Here is a 16,003-nt window from a genome sequence, read left to right as displayed (position 1 = left end):
CCCCAACCCGACCACTGCCCTCGCCTCGACAGCCGCCCCCGCCCCCGCCCCCGCCTCCGCCCCGGCTCCGGAGATCGCCGCAGCCACCCCATGGCCCGCCACCGGGTCCGCCGCTCCCGGCAGAACCGGCGGCCCCGATGCCCGGGGCGGCGTCGGCGGGGGCGCGCTGCGGCGGCTGGACGCCGTGCCGCGAGCCCGGGCCGGCACCGCCACCGGAGCCGACACCGCCACCGCCACCGGAGCCGGGGCCGGTTCGTCGGCCGAGGTACTGGACCATCCCGACCCGGGCGTCGCCGCCGAGGGCGCCGCCGTGGAGAACCTGCTGCGGTGCTGGGTTCGGGAAAGCGGGATCGGGCGCTCCGGCGGGGTCGTCGGGAGCGTGCTGCGCATCCCCCTCCCCGCATCCGGGACCGCCCTGACCGTCGGCGTCCGGTACTGGTCGGCCACCGGCTGGCACCGCTTCGGCCCCGCCCGGTTCGAAGGCGCGCCCGCCCACGCCCCCGCCCTGGACGCCGTCACCCTCGCCTCGCTGCTCGCCCGCGAGGGCGACTCCCGCGGCCGCGGCGGCGCCGACCTCGTCGGCCGGGTCGCCGACTCGGTACGCCGCACTGCCGAGTTCATCGCCGACCGGCGCGAACGGCCCACCCCGCCCGAACCCGTCGCCGGTGACCTCTTCCTCACCGCCGAACAGTCCCTCCTCCTCGGCCACCCCCTTCAGCCGGACCCGAAGAGCCGCGAAGGACTCTCCGCGGCCGAGATCCGCCGCTACTCACCCGAACTCCACGGCTCCTTCCCCCTGCACTGGCTCGCCGTCGCCCCCTCCGTCCTCGCCACCGACTCCGCCTGGACCGAACGCGGCCGCCCCGTCTCCGCCGCCCGGCTCCTCGGCCGGCTCACCCCCGGGCTCCCGCTGCCCGACGGCACGACCCCCCTTCCCCTGCACCCCTGGCAGGCCCGGGACCTGCTCCAGCGCCCCGCCGTCGCCGCCCTCCGTGACGCGGGGCTCCTGCACGACCTGGGCCCGTTCGGCGAGCCCTGGCACCCCACCTCCTCCGTCCGCACCGTCCACCGCCCCGGCGCCCCCGCGATGCTCAAGCTCTCCCTGGGCCTGCGCATCACCAACTCCCGCCGCGAGAACCTCCGCAAGGAACTCCACCGCGGGGTCGAGGTGCACCGGCTGCTCCGCACCGGCCTCGCGGAACAGTGGCAGGCGGCCCACCCCGGCTTCGACATCGTGCGCGACCCCGCCTGGATCGCCGTCGACGCCCCGGACGGCACCCCCGTCCCCGGACTCGACGCCGTGCTCCGGCACAACCCCTTCCGCTCCCACGACGACGCCGTCTGCGTCGCCGCACTCACCTCGCCCCGCCCGTGGCCGGGCCGGACCACCATGCGCTCCCGGCTCGCCGAGACCGTCGCCCGGCTCGCCGCCGCCACCGGGCGCCCGACGGCCGCCGTCGCCGCCGAGTGGTTCCTGCGCTACCTCGACCACGTCGTCCGGCCGATCCTGGCCTTCGACGCGCTCGCCGGGATCGCCCTCGAAGCGCACCAGCAGAACACGCTGGTCCTCCTCGACCCGGCCGGCTGGCCGGTCGGCGGCCGCTACCGCGACAACCAGGGCTACTACTTCCGCGCCTCCCACCGCGCGGAACTGGAGCGCCGGCTCCCCGGTATCGGCAGCGCCAGCGACACCTTCGTCTCCGACGCCGTCACCGACGAACGCTTCACCTACTACCTCGGCATCAACAACGTGCTCGGCCTCATCGGCGCCTTCGGATCCCAGCAACTCGCCGACGAACGCGTCCTGCTCGCCGCCTTCCGCCGGTTCCTCGGCAAGGCCTCCGGACTCGGACCGCTCCCCGCACGGCTGCTCGACTCACCCACCCTGCGGTGCAAGGCGAACCTGCTCACCCGCCTGGGCGGCCTCGACGAGCTCGTCGGCCCCGTGGACTCCCAGTCCGTCTACGTCACCCTCACCAACCCCCTCCACGATTGAGCGCCGATGCCCTCCACCGACACGTCCCCCTACGCATCCACCGTCACCGCGACCGCCACCCTTGCCATCGACTCCTCCGCCACGGCCCGCATCCCCGGACGGCGGCTCACCGCCCGGCTGCTGCCCCTGCTCGCCGAGGCCGAACTGCTCGACTCACCGGCCGGCTGGCGCGCCGCCGCCACCCCGGTCGGTGCCTTCCGCCTCGAACCCGTACGCCTGGGCCGCGACCTGGAGCTGCTGACCGGCTGGATGAACGACCCCGAGGTGGCCGCGTACTGGGAGCTCGCCGGCCCCGCCGCCGTCACCGCCGCCCACGTACGGTCCCAGCTCGACGGGAACGGCCACAGCATCCCCTGCCTCGGCCTCCTCGACGGCACTCCGATGAGCTACTGGGAGATCTACCGGGCCGACCTCGACCCGCTCGCCCGCCACTACCCGGCGCGCCCCCACGACACGGGTATCCACCTGCTCATCGGGGACGGCACGAACCGCGGTCGCGGTCTGGGCACCGTCCTCCTGCGCGCCGCCGCCGACCTGGTGCTCGACAACCGCCCCCGCTGCACCCGCGTCATCGCCGAACCGGACATCCGCAACACCCCCTCCGTATCAGCCTTCCTCAACTCCGGATTCCGCTGTTCCGCGGAGATCGACCTCCCGGGGAAGCGGGCCGCGCTGATGATCCGGGAGCGCGCCCTGCGCAATCTCATCTGATCCATCCGACCCTCACCCTCCCCGTTCACGCCTCACCCTTCTTCACGCCTCACCCTTCGAAAACTCTGCGTCACGCAGCAAAGTTCCCGATCCCCGAGGAGTCCCGTGCCGAATTTTCCCGCCGCCCCCGACTCCACCGGCCCCCACTTCTCGGAAGATTCCGTTCCGCCGTCCCCCCAACACCCCTGCACGCCCCCCGAACTCACCACCGCGACCTGGGAGTCCGCCGCCCGCCGGCTGCTCGCCAAGATGCTGGCCGAGTTCGCCTACGAGGAGATCATCAGCCCCCTCCGGGCCCCCGCCCCGGCGACCACCGCCGGCGACGCCTGGCAGCTGGCCCTCGACGACGGCAGCAGCCTCGGCTTCCGGGCCCGCCGCCGCGCGTACGGCAGCTGGCACGTCGCCCCCGACACCATCACGCTCACCCCGCCGCCGCCCTCCACCGAGCCCCCGACCGCCTTCGGGGACCCGTACGCCTTCCTGATCCGCGCCCGCACCCTCCTCGGCCTCGACGGCTCCACCCTCGGCCACCTCGTCCGCGAGCTCAGCGCCACCCTGGCCGCAGACGCCCGCATCGACCACACCGCGCTCACCGCCGACGTCCTCGCCGATCTCGACCACGCCGAGCTCGAAGGCCACCAGACCGGCCACCCCTGGCTCGTCCTCAACAAGGGCCGCATAGGACTGTCCGCCGCCGACACCGCCGCCTGGGCGCCCGAGGCCCGCACCCGCCAGCGGCTGCCCTGGCTCGCCGCCCACACCTCCCTCGCGGCCTACCGCGGCACGGCCGGACTGGAAGACCCGGCCCGCCTCTACGCCCAAGAGCTCGACCCCGTCACCCGCGCCGCCTTCGACCGGATCCTGCGCGCCCGCGGCCTCGACCCGCTCGGCTACCTCTACCTCCCGGTCCACCCCTGGCAGTGGGACGAGATCGTGCTCCCCCTCTTCGCCCCCGCCCTGGCCTCGGGCGCCCTGGTCCCGCTCCCCGCCGACCCCGACATACGTATCCCGCAGCAGTCCGTCCGCACCTTCCTCAACCTCACCCGCCCCGACCGGCACAGCGTCAAACTGCCGCTCTCCGTCTTCAACACCCTCGTCTGGCGCGGCCTGCCCTCCGACCACTGCGCTGCCGCCCCCGCCGTCACCGCCTGGATCCGCTCCCTCCACGACGCCGACCCCTTCCTCCGCGAGGAATGCCGCGTGGTCCTCCTCGGCGAGGTCGCCTCGGTCACCGTCCGCCACCCCGTCTACGACGAGCTCCCCGAGGCCCCGTACCAGTACAAGGAGCTCCTCGGGGCGATCTGGCGCGAGCCCCTGACCAGCCGGCTCGCCCCTGGTGAGCGGGCCCGCACGCTCGCCTCCCTCCTCCACGTCGACCCGCGCGGCCGGTCCTTCACCGCCGAGCTCGTCGCTCGGTCCGGGCTCATCCCGGCGCGCTGGCTCCAGCGGCTCTTCGCCGCCCTGCTGCCCCCGCTGCTCCACTTCCTCTACCGCTACGGCACCGTCTTCTCCCCGCACGGCGAGAACGCCACCGTGATCTTCGACGAGCACGAGGTCCCCGTCCGGATCGCCCTGAAGGACTTCGTGGACGAGATCAACATCTGCCGGGAGCCGCTGCCCGAGCTCGCCTCCGTGCCCGCCGGGGTGCGTGCCGCACTGCGCGACAAGCCCGCGGACTTCCTGCCCCAGTACATCCACTCCGGTCTCTTCGTCGGGGTCTTCCGCTACCTCTCCGCCCTGTGCGAGGACCGCCTCGGCGTCCCCGAGGAGGAGTTCTGGTCCCTCGTACGGGCGGAGATCCTGCGCCACCAGGCCCGCTTCCCCGAGCTGAAGGAGCGTTTCGAGCTCTTCGACCTGCTGGGTGAGCGGATCGGGCGGCTCTGCCTGAACCGGAACCGGCTGTACGAGGACGGCTACCGTGACCGTCCCGACCGCCCGCACGCGGTGGAGTACGGCACCGTGCCCAACCCCTTGTACCGGCCGTGAACCATCGTCGTGGCGGTCACTGTCGGCGGCGCCCCGTAGGGTTGTCATTGCTATGACGAAGCCCTCCCTCCCCGACCTGCTGCACGCCGCCGTATCCGCCGTCGGCGGCACGGAGCGGCCCGGCCAGGTGGCCATGGCCGAAGCCGTCGCCGAAGCGATCGACGACAACACGCACCGCCTGATCCAGGCCGGCACCGGCACCGGCAAGTCCCTCGGCTACCTGGTGCCGGCCCTGGCGCACGGCGAGCGCGTCGTCGTGGCCACCGCCACCCTCGCCCTCCAGCGGCAGCTCGTCGAGCGCGACCTGCCCCGGACGGTGGACGCGCTGCATCCGCAGCTCCGCCGCCGCCCGCAGTTCGCCATGCTCAAGGGCCGATCCAACTACTTGTGCCTGCACCGGCTGCACGAGGGCGCCCCGCAGGACGAGGAGGAGGGCCTCTTCGACCAGTTCGAGGCGGCCGCCCCCACCAGCAAGCTCGGCCAGGACCTGCTGCGCCTGCGCGACTGGGCGGACGAGACGGAGACCGGCGACCGGGACGACCTGACGCCCGGCGTCTCGGACAAGGCCTGGTCGCAGATCTCCGTCTCCTCCCGGGAGTGCCTGGGCGCGACGAAGTGCGCGTACGGTCCCGAGTGCTTCGCCGAGGCCGCCCGCGAGCGGGCCAAGCTGGCCGACGTCGTCGTCACCAACCACGCGCTGCTGGCCATCGACGCCATCGAGGGCGCCCCGGTGCTGCCGCAGCACGAGGTGCTGATCGTGGACGAGGCGCACGAGCTGGTCTCCCGGGTCACCGGAGTCGCCACCGGCGAGCTCACCCCGGGCCAGGTCAACCGCGCCGTGAAGCGTGCGGCCAAGCTGGTCGACGAGAAGACCGCGGACTCGCTCCAGACCGCCTCCGAGTCCTTCGAGCGGGTCATGGAGCTGGCCCTTCCGGGCCGGCTGGAGGAGGTCCCCGAGGACCTCGGGTACGCGCTGGCGGCCCTGCGGGACGCCGCTCGCAACGTCATCTCGGCGATCGGCGCGACCCGCGACAAGTCCGTCCAGGACGAGGACGCCGTCCGCAAGCAGGCCCTGGCCGCGGTGGAGAGCGTCCACGGGGTGGCCGAGCGGATCCTGCTCGGCTCCGAGTACGACGTGGTCTGGTACGAGCGGCACGACCGGTTCGGGTCCACGCTGCGGGTCGCCCCGCTGTCGGTGTCCGGGCTGCTGCGCGAGAAGCTGTTCGAGGACCGTTCCGTGGTCCTGACCTCGGCGACCCTCAAGCTCGGCGGCGATTTCAACGGGGTCGCGGCCTCGCTGGGCCTGTCCGCCGAGGGCGTCGAGGGGGAGGACGCCCCGGTCTGGAAGGGCCTGGACGTCGGCTCGCCGTTCGACTACCCCAAGCAGGGCATCCTCTACGTCGCGAAGCACCTGGCCACGCCCGGCCGGGAGGGCACCCGCGGCGACATGATGGACGAGCTCGCCGAGCTGATCGAGGCGGCCGGCGGCCGTACCCTCGGCCTGTTCTCCTCCATGCGGGGCGCCAAGGCCGCCGCCGAGGAGCTGCGCGGCCGGCTCGACAACCCGATCCTGCTCCAGGGCGAGGAGACGCTGGGCGAGCTGATCAAGGCGTTCGCGGCGGACCCGAAGACCTGCCTGTTCGGGACGCTGTCGCTCTGGCAGGGCGTGGACGTGCCGGGCCCCAGCTGCCAGCTCGTGGTGATGGACCGCATCCCGTTCCCGCGCCCGGACGATCCGCTGATGAGCGCCCGGCAGAAGTCGGTCGAGGAGCACGGAGGAAACGGCTTCATGGCCGTCGCGGCCACGCATGCGGCGCTGCTGATGGCCCAGGGCGCGGGCCGGCTCGTACGGGCCTCCGGCGACCGGGGTGTCGTCGCGGTCCTGGACCCCCGGCTGGCCACGGCCCGCTACGGGAGCTTCCTGCGGGCCACGCTGCCGGACTTCTGGTACACCACGGACCGCAACCAGGCCCGCCGCTCCCTCGCCGCCATCGACGCGAAGGCCAAGGCCGACGGCAAGTAGGAGGCCGACGGCAGGTGGTCCGGGCGGTTCCCCGCCGGCCCGGGGTACGAAACAACCCCCGGGACCGGCGCAGTGGGTCCCGGGGGCTGGCTAGGAAGCGACGAGGGTCAGATCCGGCGCAGTACCGCGACGACCTTGCCGAGGATGGTTGCCTCGTCGCCGGGGATCGGCTGGTAGGCCGCGTTGTGCGGGAGCAGCCAGACGTGCCCGTCCTCGCGCTTGAAGCGCTTGACGGTGGCCTCGCCGTCGAGCATCGCGGCCACGATGTCACCGTTCTCCGCGACCGGCTGGCGGCGGACCGTGACCCAGTCGCCGTCGCAGATGGCGGCCTCGATCATCGAGTCGCCGACGACCTTGAGGACGAAGAGCTCACCGTCGCCGACGAGCTGGCGGGGGAGCGGGAACACGTCCTCGACCGACTCCTCGGCGAGGATCGGGCCGCCGGCCGCGATCCGGCCGACCAGGGGGACGTACGAGGCGGCGGGCTTGCCGGTCGTGTCCGTCGGCTGCGAGCTGGGCTGGTCGGAGCCTCGGACCTCGTACGCCCGGGGGCGGTGCGGGTCCCGGCGCAGGAAGCCCTTGCGCTCCAGGGCCATCAGCTGGTGGGCGACCGACGAGGTGCTGGACAGGCCGACCGCCTGGCCGATCTCCCGCATCGACGGCGGGTAGCCGCGCCGCTGCACCGAGTCGCGGATGACCTCGATGACCCTCCGCTGCCGGTCCGTGAGCCCCGAGCTGTCGGCGCGGATGCCTGGAGGTCGGCCTGGCAGCGAGCGCGCGGGGCGCGCGGGCTCAGCCTCCGGGTTCAGACTTGCGTCGTTCATGGGATGCACCGGCTCGAGTCGGCTCTGGGAGCGGTTCTGGGCAGTGATGGTGGCACTGTCTGCGGTGGTGGTCACGTCGGCGGCCCCTCTCGAAATGTTCTCCCTAGCTGGACAACGGTAGTAGCTTTCGAAAGGTTGCGCCAAACACACGTTCGAGTGAAAAAACGAGGATCGCCCACCCTGGGCACATCGAGGGGTGTATGGACGATCGGTCCGCCCGAACGCGGGTTCGGTCCGGCGTCCGCTGTTTACGGTACCCTTCCCGGTCGGATCGCCACCTTCCGGTCCTGTGCCCAGTGTGGCACCGGGAATGCCTCCGTCCGGGCATCGCGCCCGGCGACACGCGGATCGAAGTAAATCCACCACAACCCAAGATCTAGTGGTTGGATGAGCGCTGCCGCCCAGAAGTTGTGGTCCCCGGTCCGCCGAGGCCCTCGGCATCGCATATGCTGGTGGCTGCTTCACGAGCCCCCGACCAAGACCCGTCTCGGTCGTTCAGGGGCCTCGTGAGGTGATTCTGTCGTGCCAAGAGGGAGGGTGAGGGAACCATGCACTGCCCCTTCTGCAGGCACCCCGACAGCCGCGTCGTCGACAGCCGCACCACGGACGACGGCACGTCGATCCGCCGGCGCCGTCAGTGCCCCGACTGCTCCCGTCGTTTCACGACGGTGGAGACGGCCTCGCTGATGGTGATCAAGCGCAGCGGGGTGACCGAACCCTTCAGCCGTACCAAGGTCATCTCCGGCGTGCGCAAGGCGTGCCAGGGACGGCCGGTCACCGAGGACGCCCTCGCCAAGCTCGGCCAGCGGGTCGAGGAGGCGGTGCGCGCCACCGGAAGCGCCGAGCTGACCACCCACGACGTGGGTCTGGCCATACTCGGCCCGTTGCAGGAGCTCGACCTGGTCGCTTACCTGCGGTTCGCGTCCGTTTACAAGGCGTTCGACACGCTCGAAGACTTCGAGACCGCCATCGCGGAACTCCGCGTGCCGCGGCCTCACCCCCAAGAGTGCGAGCCCAGGGGGGCCGCTGCGGTCCCCGTGCCCGCCTCCGCCGCCGACTGACCGGGCGGCCGCAGGCAGCGCGGCCGCACCCCGGGACAGCCAGGCGAAGAAACGTAGATACAAGACAGGCCGTGCCGCGGAATAACGCTGGCACTTTAGGGCGTTTTTGCCCGCATATGGGAGGAAGCGGCATGACAGAGACGGCGAGCGGCTCGGCACGAGGTTCCCGCACCAAGGGGACCAAGACTGCCAAGAGCGGCCTTCGGATCGAGCGCATCCACACCACCCCCGGCGTGCACCCGTACGACGAGGTGAGCTGGGAGCGCCGTGACGTCGTCATGACCAACTGGCGTGACGGGTCGGTGAACTTCGAGCAGCGTGGCGTCGAGTTCCCCGACTTCTGGTCGGTCAACGCGGTCAACATCGTCACCAGCAAGTACTTCCGCGGAGCGGTCGGCACCCCGCAGCGCGAGACCGGTCTCAAGCAGCTGATCGACCGGATCGTGAAGACGTACACGAAGGCCGGCGAGGACTTCGACTACTTCTCGTCGCCCGCCGACGCGGAGATCTTCGAGCACGAGCTGACCTACGCCCTCCTGCACCAGATCTTCAGCTTCAACTCCCCGGTGTGGTTCAACGTCGGCACGCCCCAGCCGCAGCAGGTCTCCGCCTGCTTCATCCTGGCCGTCGACGACTCCATGGAGTCGATCCTCGACTGGTACAAGGAAGAGGGCATGATCTTCAAGGGCGGCTCCGGCGCCGGCCTGAACCTCTCCCGCATCCGCTCCTCCAAGGAGCTCCTCTCCTCCGGTGGCAACGCCTCCGGCCCGGTCTCCTTCATGCGCGGCGCCGACGCGTCCGCCGGAACGATCAAGTCGGGCGGCGCCACCCGCCGCGCGGCCAAGATGGTCGTCCTGGACGTGGACCACCCGGACGTCGAGGACTTCATCGCCACCAAGGTGAAGGAAGAGGAGAAGATCCGCGCCCTGCGCGACGCGGGCTTCGACATGGACCTGGGCGGCGACGACATCACGTCCGTCCAGTACCAGAACGCCAACAACTCCGTCCGCGTGAACGACGAGTTCATGACGGCGGTCGAGAACGGCACCGAGTTCGGCCTGCGCGCCCGCATGACCGGCGAGGTCATCGAGAAGGTCGACGCCAAGGCGCTCTTCCGCAAGCTGGCCGAGGCCGCGTGGGCGTGCGCCGACCCGGGCATCCAGTACGACGGTGTGATCAACAACTGGCACACATGCCCCGAGTCCGGCCGCATCACCGCGTCGAACCCGTGCAGCGAGTACATGCACCTGGACAACACGTCCTGCAACCTCGCCTCGCTGAACCTGATGAAGTTCCTGAACGACGACGGCAAGGGCGACCAGTCCTTCGACGCCGAGCGCTTCGCCAAGGTCGTCGAGCTCGTCATCACCGCCATGGACATCTCCATCTGCTTCGCGGACTTCCCGACGCAGAAGATCGGCGAGAACACCCGCGCCTTCCGCCAGCTCGGCATCGGCTACGCCAACCTCGGCGCCCTGCTGATGGCGACCGGCCACGCGTACGACTCGGACGGCGGCCGCACCCTCGCCGCGTCGATCACCTCGCTGATGACCGGCACCGCGTACAAGCGCTCCGCCGAACTGGCCGCGATCGTCGGCCCGTACGACGGCTACGCCCGCAACGCCGAGGCGCACAAGCGCGTCATGAAGCAGCACGCCGACGCCAACGCCGTCGCGCCGCGCACCGAGGACCTGGACAACTCGATCTGGGCCGCGGCCACCGAGGCCTGGCAGGACGTCCTGCGCCTCGGCGAGAAGAACGGCTTCCGCAACTCCCAGGCCTCCGTCCTCGCGCCGACCGGCACCATCGGTCTCGCGATGTCCTGCGACACCACCGGTGTCGAGCCGGACCTGGCCCTGGTCAAGTTCAAGAAGCTCGTCGGCGGCGGCTCGATGCAGATCGTCAACGGCACCGTCCCGCAGGCCCTGCGCCGCCTGGGCTACCAGGAGGAGCAGATCGAGGCGATCGTCGCCCACATCGCCGAGCACGGCGTGGTCGTCGACGCCCCGGGCCTGAAGACCGAGCACTACTCGGTGTTCGACTGCGCCATGGGCGAGCGTTCCATCTCCGCGATGGGCCACGTCCGCATGATGGCCGCGATCCAGCCCTGGATCTCCGGCGCGATCTCGAAGACGGTCAACATGCCGGAGACGGCGACCGTCGAGGAGATCGAGGAGATCTACTTCGAGGCGTGGAAGATGGGCGTCAAGGCGCTCGCGATCTACCGCGACAACTGCAAGGTCGGCCAGCCCCTCTCCGCGAAGAAGAAGGAAGAGGAGAAGGAGGAGGTCACCGCCAAGGCGGAGGACACCATCCGCGCGGCCGTCGAGAAGGTCATCGAGTACCGTCCGGTCCGCAAGCGCCTCCCCAAGGGCCGCCCGGGCATCACCACCTCCTTCACGGTGGGTGGCGCCGAGGGCTACATGACCGCGAACTCCTACCCGGACGACGGCCTGGGCGAGGTCTTCCTGAAGATGTCCAAGCAGGGTTCGACCCTCGCGGGCATGATGGACGCCTTCTCGATCGCCGTCTCGGTCGGTCTGCAGTACGGCGTCCCGCTGGAGACGTACGTCTCGAAGTTCACGAACATGCGCTTCGAGCCGGCCGGCATGACGGACGACCCGGACGTGCGGATGGCGCAGTCGATCGTCGACTACATCTTCCGCCGCCTGGCGCTGGACTTCCTGCCCTTCGAGACCCGCTCGGCGCTCGGCATCCACACCGCCGAGGAGCGTCAGCGCCACCTGGACACCGGCTCGTACGAGCCGCTCGAGGACGACCTCGACACGGAGTCCCTGGCCCAGTCGGCCCCGCTGGCCGCCGTCCCGTCGGCCCCGAAGCCGGTCGCGGTCGTCGAGCTCCAGGCCCCGAAGACGGCGCACTCCAACGCCGAACTGGTCGAGATGCAGCTCGGTGTCTCCGCCGACGCCCCGCTCTGCTTCTCCTGCGGTACGAAGATGCAGCGCGCCGGCTCCTGCTACATCTGCGAGGGCTGCGGCTCCACGAGCGGCTGCAGCTGACACTGCTGACCGGCTGATGCCGGAGGGCTGACGGAGCGGGGATCGGCATGGTGCCGGTCCCCGCTCCGGCGTGTGACGGGTGGGGTCAGTGGGGGATGCGGCGGGACGGGCGGGGGACGAGCTCCTCGCGGAACTCCGCGATCCGGGAGTGGACCTGGCGCATCAGGTGGGTGTCCTCGATCCGGTCCAGGTAGAGGCAGCGCGCGGCCAGGCCCGGCAGGTCGAAGGCGAAGCACAGCGACATCAGCGGGTTCACGAAGAGCTCGCTGCCGCTGGTGCGGGTGGTGAACTGCACGTCGCCGAACGAGCCTCGGACGGCCGCTGCGATCGAGCCGTTGACGATGCTGGGGCGGTCCGGGGTGTGCTCCTGGGCGTGGGCGACCGCGTCGAGGAAGAGCGCGCCCTCGCGGGTGGCGCGCGGTATGGAGAAGGCGCCGAGGTAGGCGCCCTCGCGCTCCAGCGCCGCGATGTTCTCCAGCACCAGGGCGTGGCTGACCCCGTGGTACGCGTCCACCCCGAAGCCCACCGACACGACGAGGCGCTGCGGTACGTCGTCGAGGGCGGCCAGGGCCGCGACGCTGGTCAGGTCCTCCTCGGGGGTGCCGAGGCCCGCTTCGTCGCCCCGCATCAGGATGTCGGTCCCGCCGTCGACCAGGACGACCGCGTCGATGCGGTGGAGGTCGATCAGCGCGCGGTAGGCGGCGCGCAGCGGCTGCACCCCGGTCCGGGGGAAGGCGTAGACGGTGGCCGGGTAGCCGTGGGCCGCCAGCCACCGGGCCAGTGTCCGCTCGGGGAAGTAGGCCTGGTGGGGCGCGGTGTGCGGGGTGATGGCGGCGAGGTCGGGGGCGGCCCAGTCCTCCACGGGCAGCCCGGCGAGGTGGCTGAAGGAGAGGTTCGCCAGGTGGACCTCCTTGCCCTGGTGGAGGAGGGAGAGGGCGACGGGGAGGCCGGCGTAGACGTCGAAGCCGCCGCCCGCGCCCGCGATCAGGATGCGTTCGGCGTCGGCGAGGCGGCCGAAGAGCGGGTTGGTGTGCAGGGCGGTCATGGAGATCATTGTGCGGGCGGCCCGGACCGGGGCGGCAGGGGAGACGGGGGAGCGGCATGTGGAGCGGTGAGCAGCTGGATCTGGACGCCTATCTCGCGCGGATCGGATACGACGGACCGGTCGGGGAGGACGGGGAACTCCGGGCGGATCTCCCGACGTTGTACGCAGTGCACCGGGCCCACGTCGGTGCCATCGTCTTCGAGAACCTGGACGTGCTGCTCGGCCGCCCCGTCGAGCTGGACGTCAAGGCCCTGGAGGACAAGCTCGTGCACGGCCGCCGCGGCGGCTACTGCTACGAGCAGAACTCGTTGCTGGCCGCCGCCCTGGAGCGGATCGGCTTCGAGGTCTGCGGGCGCGGCGCCCGCAACCGCACCCGGGGGGACACCCTGCTCGCGGTGACGCACGCCGTTCTCGTCGTCACCGTCGAGGGTGAACGCTGGCTGTGCGACGCCGGGTTCGGCCACCAGGGCCCGCGCGAGCCCGTCCCGCTCGCGCGGCCCGGAGCCGAAGTGGTGCAGGGGGAGTGGACGTACGCCGTCCGCGAGGAGGACGAGGGGATCCTCGCGCTGTCCATGCTGCGCGAGGGCGCCTGGCGGGACCTGTACGCGTTCTCCTCGCAGCGCTATCACCCCGTCGACTACGTCCTGCTCAACCACTACAGCTCCTCCCACCCGCGCTCCGTCTTCGTCGCGCGGGTCGTCGTCCAGCACCCGGGCGACGGCGTCCACCACCCTGTTCGCCGGGCGCTGGTGGGGCGGGAGCTCACCCGGCTGCACCCCGACGGGCGGGCCGAGCGGCGTTCCGTGGACCCCGACGAGCTTCCGGCGCTGCTCGACCGGGAGTTCGGGCTTCGGCTGTCCGGGCGGGATGCGGAGGAACTGGTGCGGATCAACCGCGATAGGGACTGACCGGGGCCGCGCCGGGCCCGTACGATGGCGCGGTGCTGGTCAAGTGGATTCGCTGCACGGTGACGGACCGACGCGGGTTCGAGCGCGGGCAGCGCAAATGGGCGGGGCTGCCTGGCGAGCCGGGATTCCGGGGACAGGGCGGCGGTTGGAGCCGGGGGCGGCAGGGGGTCGCGCATGTCTTCGCGTTTTGGGAGAGCCGTTCCTTCTACGACTCCTTCATGGCCCGCTCGCACGATCGGCTGGCCGCGTCCCAGACCGGGACTTACACGAACGCGCGGGTCACGCTCTTCGACCACCGCTTCGACGTGAAGACCGGCTTCGAGCCGCGCTTCACCGACGCGGACGTCGTGCGGGTGGCCCACACCCGGGTGCGGGAGGGTCGTGTGGACCACTTCGCCCTCATGCAGGAGAAGGTGTGGAACCCGGCGATGGCCGGCTCGCCCGGAATGATCCGGGGCCTGTTCGGGGAGGCGCCGGGCCGGGAGTTCCTGGTGCTCTCGATGTGGCACGCCGCCGCCGAGCACGGCAAATACCGGCAGGAGCGGGTCGAGCGGCTCTCGCTGCGCGCCCAGACCGAGGCCGATGTGGAAGCCCTCACCGGGGACGTCGTCGACCTCGAACCGTCCTGGACGGTATGACCGTACGACGATCGGCGGGCCGACCGGCGAGCCCGGATACGCGGCCCGCCGGCCGCCGCATAGGGTCGGGGGATGGCACGACCACGGCGCATCGTCCTTGTCCGGCACGGGGAATCGGAGGGCAATGCCGATGACACGGTGTACGAACGGGAGCCCGACCACGCCCTGCGGCTGACCCGCCAGGGCCGCGAGCAGGCCGCCGAGGCCGGCGTACGGCTGCGCGAGCTGTTCGGGGACGAGGCCATCAGCGCCTACGTCTCCCCGTACCGCCGCACCCTCCAGACCTTCCGGGAGCTGCGGCTGGACCCGGCGCGGGTCCGGATGCGCGAGGAGCCGAGGCTGCGCGAGCAGGACTGGGGGAACTGGCAGGAGCGGGACGACGTACGGCTCCAGAAGGCGTACCGCGACGCGTACGGGCACTTCTTCTACCGCTTCGCGCAGGGGGAGTCCGGCGCGGACGTGTACGACCGGGTCGGGTCCTTCCTGGAGAGCCTCTACCGGAGCTTCGAGGCACCGGACCACCCGCCGAACGTGCTGCTGGTGACGCACGGGCTGACCATGCGGCTCTTCTGCATGCGCTGGTTCCACTGGTCGGTGGCGGAGTTCGAGGCTCTGTCCAACCCCGGGAACGGTGAATTCCGGGTGCTCCTGCTGGGCCCGGACGGCCGCTACCGCATGGACCGCCCGTTTGAGAGGTGGACCACACCGGAGCCTTACGACCTGGACGGCTAAACTGACGCGGGATGACCGCTGACTCCGTTTCCGAAAGGCGCTACGCACGCGCCATGGCCAGCCTCCGCGGGCTGGCCCTGGGTGATGCCCTGGGCTCCCAGTACTTCGTCCCCGTGAACTACCCCCTCCTCAAGCGCCGCGAGCTGCCCGCCGGTACCGGGACCTGGCAGTGGACCGACGACACCGAGATGGCCTGCTCGGTGGTCGCCGTCCTCGCCGCGCACGGGCGCATCGACCAGGACGCCCTGGCGAGCTCCTTCGCCCACCACCACGACTTCGACCGCGGCTACGGGCCGGCCGTGAACCGGATGCTCCGCCTCGTCCGGGAGGGCGAGGACTGGCGCACGCTGGCGGCCGAACTGTTCAACGGGCAGGGCTCGTGGGGCAACGGTGCGGCCATGCGGATCGCTCCGCTGGGCGCGTGGTACGCCGACGACCCGGAGCAGGCCACGCACCAGGCGGAGATCTCCGCCTACACCACGCACCAGCACCGCGAGGCGGTGTGCGGGGCGATGGCCGTCGCGGCGGCGGCCGCACTGGCGGCGGACCCGGCCGGTCCGCCGAAGGCCGCGGACCTGCTGGACGGGGTGGTCGCGCTGGTGCCGCGCAGTGCCGTGGGCGCGGGGCTGCGTCGGGCGCGCGACATGCTGGACTACGGGGACGCGACGACCGTCGCGGCGGTGCTGGGCTGTGGGCGGCGTACGAGCGCGCACGACACCGTGCCGTTCGCCCTGTGGTCGGCGGCGCGGTCGCTGGACGACTACGAGCGGGCGTTCTGGACCACCGCGCAAGTGGGCGGGGACGTGGACACGACCTGCGCCATCGTCGGCGGGGTGCTGGGGGCGCGCGGCGACGCGGTGCTGCCCGCCGCTTGGCTGGCCCGTACGGAGGCCCTGCCGGCCTGGCTGCCGGAGACGGCGGCGCACTAGGGGGTGTCCGCGCAGTCGTGCCGGGCGCCCGAAGGGCGCCGCGGGCCAGGCAGGACCGTGCGGACACACCTAGAGCCTCGGCGGGCGGGCGGCCGCGCGAACACCCGCCGTTCCGATTGTCACGGTCCTG

12 protein-coding genes are annotated in these 16,003 nt (G+C 71.7%); 10 read left to right on the top strand and 2 right to left on the bottom strand.

Annotation, left to right across the window (positions count from 1 at the left end; genetic code table 11):
- Positions 1-73: 73 nt before the first annotated feature.
- The 4 genes from ADK52_RS21815 to ADK52_RS21800 all read left to right on the top strand — a co-directional run bounded on the left by ADK52_RS21815 (position 74) and on the right by ADK52_RS21800 (position 6,716).
- Positions 74-1,996, top strand: coding sequence for an IucA/IucC family protein (locus ADK52_RS21815; RefSeq protein ID WP_107090144.1), 1,923 nt, complete (start codon positions 74-76; stop codon positions 1,994-1,996).
- A gap of 6 nt (positions 1,997-2,002) precedes the next feature.
- A complete protein-coding gene (locus tag ADK52_RS21810) occupies positions 2,003-2,707 on the top strand; it encodes a GNAT family N-acetyltransferase (RefSeq protein ID WP_053691506.1) in 705 nt (234 codons plus the stop codon).
- Positions 2,708-2,812: 105 nt separating this feature from the next.
- Positions 2,813-4,693, top strand: a complete 1,881-nt coding sequence (locus ADK52_RS21805; RefSeq protein WP_053691505.1) for an IucA/IucC family protein — start codon at positions 2,813-2,815, stop codon at positions 4,691-4,693.
- A 52-nt stretch (positions 4,694-4,745) separates the two neighbouring features.
- Positions 4,746-6,716 (top strand): ATP-dependent DNA helicase, encoded by a 1,971-nt coding sequence (locus tag ADK52_RS21800; RefSeq protein ID WP_053691504.1) that lies wholly within the window; start codon positions 4,746-4,748, stop codon positions 6,714-6,716.
- Positions 6,717-6,823: 107 nt separating this feature from the next.
- Here the strand turns inward: ADK52_RS21800 and lexA are convergent, their stop codons facing one another.
- Positions 6,824-7,615 carry a transcriptional repressor LexA gene (lexA, locus tag ADK52_RS21795; RefSeq protein WP_030154280.1) on the bottom strand — a complete coding sequence of 264 codons (792 nt, stop codon included), beginning with the start codon at positions 7,613-7,615 and terminating at the stop codon, positions 6,824-6,826.
- 473 nt (positions 7,616-8,088) lie between these two features.
- Between lexA and nrdR the strand changes: the two genes are divergently transcribed.
- Entirely contained in the window at positions 8,089-8,601 is a 513-nt protein-coding gene (gene nrdR / locus ADK52_RS21790; protein WP_053691503.1) for a transcriptional regulator NrdR, read from the top strand.
- 131 nt (positions 8,602-8,732) lie between these two features.
- On the top strand, positions 8,733-11,621 hold the full coding sequence (locus ADK52_RS21785; protein WP_053691502.1) for a vitamin B12-dependent ribonucleotide reductase: 2,889 nt from the start codon (positions 8,733-8,735) through the stop codon (positions 11,619-11,621).
- 85 nt (positions 11,622-11,706) lie between these two features.
- Here ADK52_RS21785 and ADK52_RS21780 read toward each other — a convergent pair whose 3' ends face one another.
- On the bottom strand, positions 11,707-12,666 hold the full coding sequence (locus tag ADK52_RS21780; RefSeq protein WP_053691501.1) for a DUF1152 domain-containing protein: 960 nt from the start codon (positions 12,664-12,666) through the stop codon (positions 11,707-11,709).
- Positions 12,667-12,722: 56 nt separating this feature from the next.
- On the opposite strand from ADK52_RS21780, the gene ADK52_RS21775 reads away from it, so the two are divergent.
- From ADK52_RS21775 to ADK52_RS21760, 4 genes are all read left to right on the top strand, one after another.
- The gene (locus tag ADK52_RS21775; protein WP_053691500.1) at positions 12,723-13,574 is read left to right on the top strand and encodes an arylamine N-acetyltransferase family protein; all 852 of its coding nucleotides are present in this window, start codon (positions 12,723-12,725) and stop codon (positions 13,572-13,574) included.
- A gap of 32 nt (positions 13,575-13,606) precedes the next feature.
- Entirely contained in the window at positions 13,607-14,212 is a 606-nt protein-coding gene (locus ADK52_RS21770) for a YdbC family protein (RefSeq protein WP_030859610.1), read from the top strand.
- Positions 14,213-14,284: 72 nt separating this feature from the next.
- On the top strand, positions 14,285-14,944 hold the full coding sequence (locus ADK52_RS21765; protein ID WP_053691499.1) for a histidine phosphatase family protein: 660 nt from the start codon (positions 14,285-14,287) through the stop codon (positions 14,942-14,944).
- Positions 14,945-14,955: 11 nt separating this feature from the next.
- Positions 14,956-15,873: an ADP-ribosylglycohydrolase family protein gene (locus tag ADK52_RS21760; protein ID WP_053691498.1), complete on the top strand. Its 918-nt coding sequence runs from the start codon at positions 14,956-14,958 to the stop codon at positions 15,871-15,873.
- Positions 15,874-16,003 lie beyond the last annotated feature (130 nt).

The sequence above is a fragment of the Streptomyces sp. WM6372 genome, assembly GCF_001279655.1.
Classification (GTDB): Bacteria; Actinomycetota; Actinomycetes; order Streptomycetales; family Streptomycetaceae; genus Streptomyces.
Note: the sequence above shows the minus strand (reverse complement) of the source record. Positions and strands in the feature narration are given on the sequence as shown.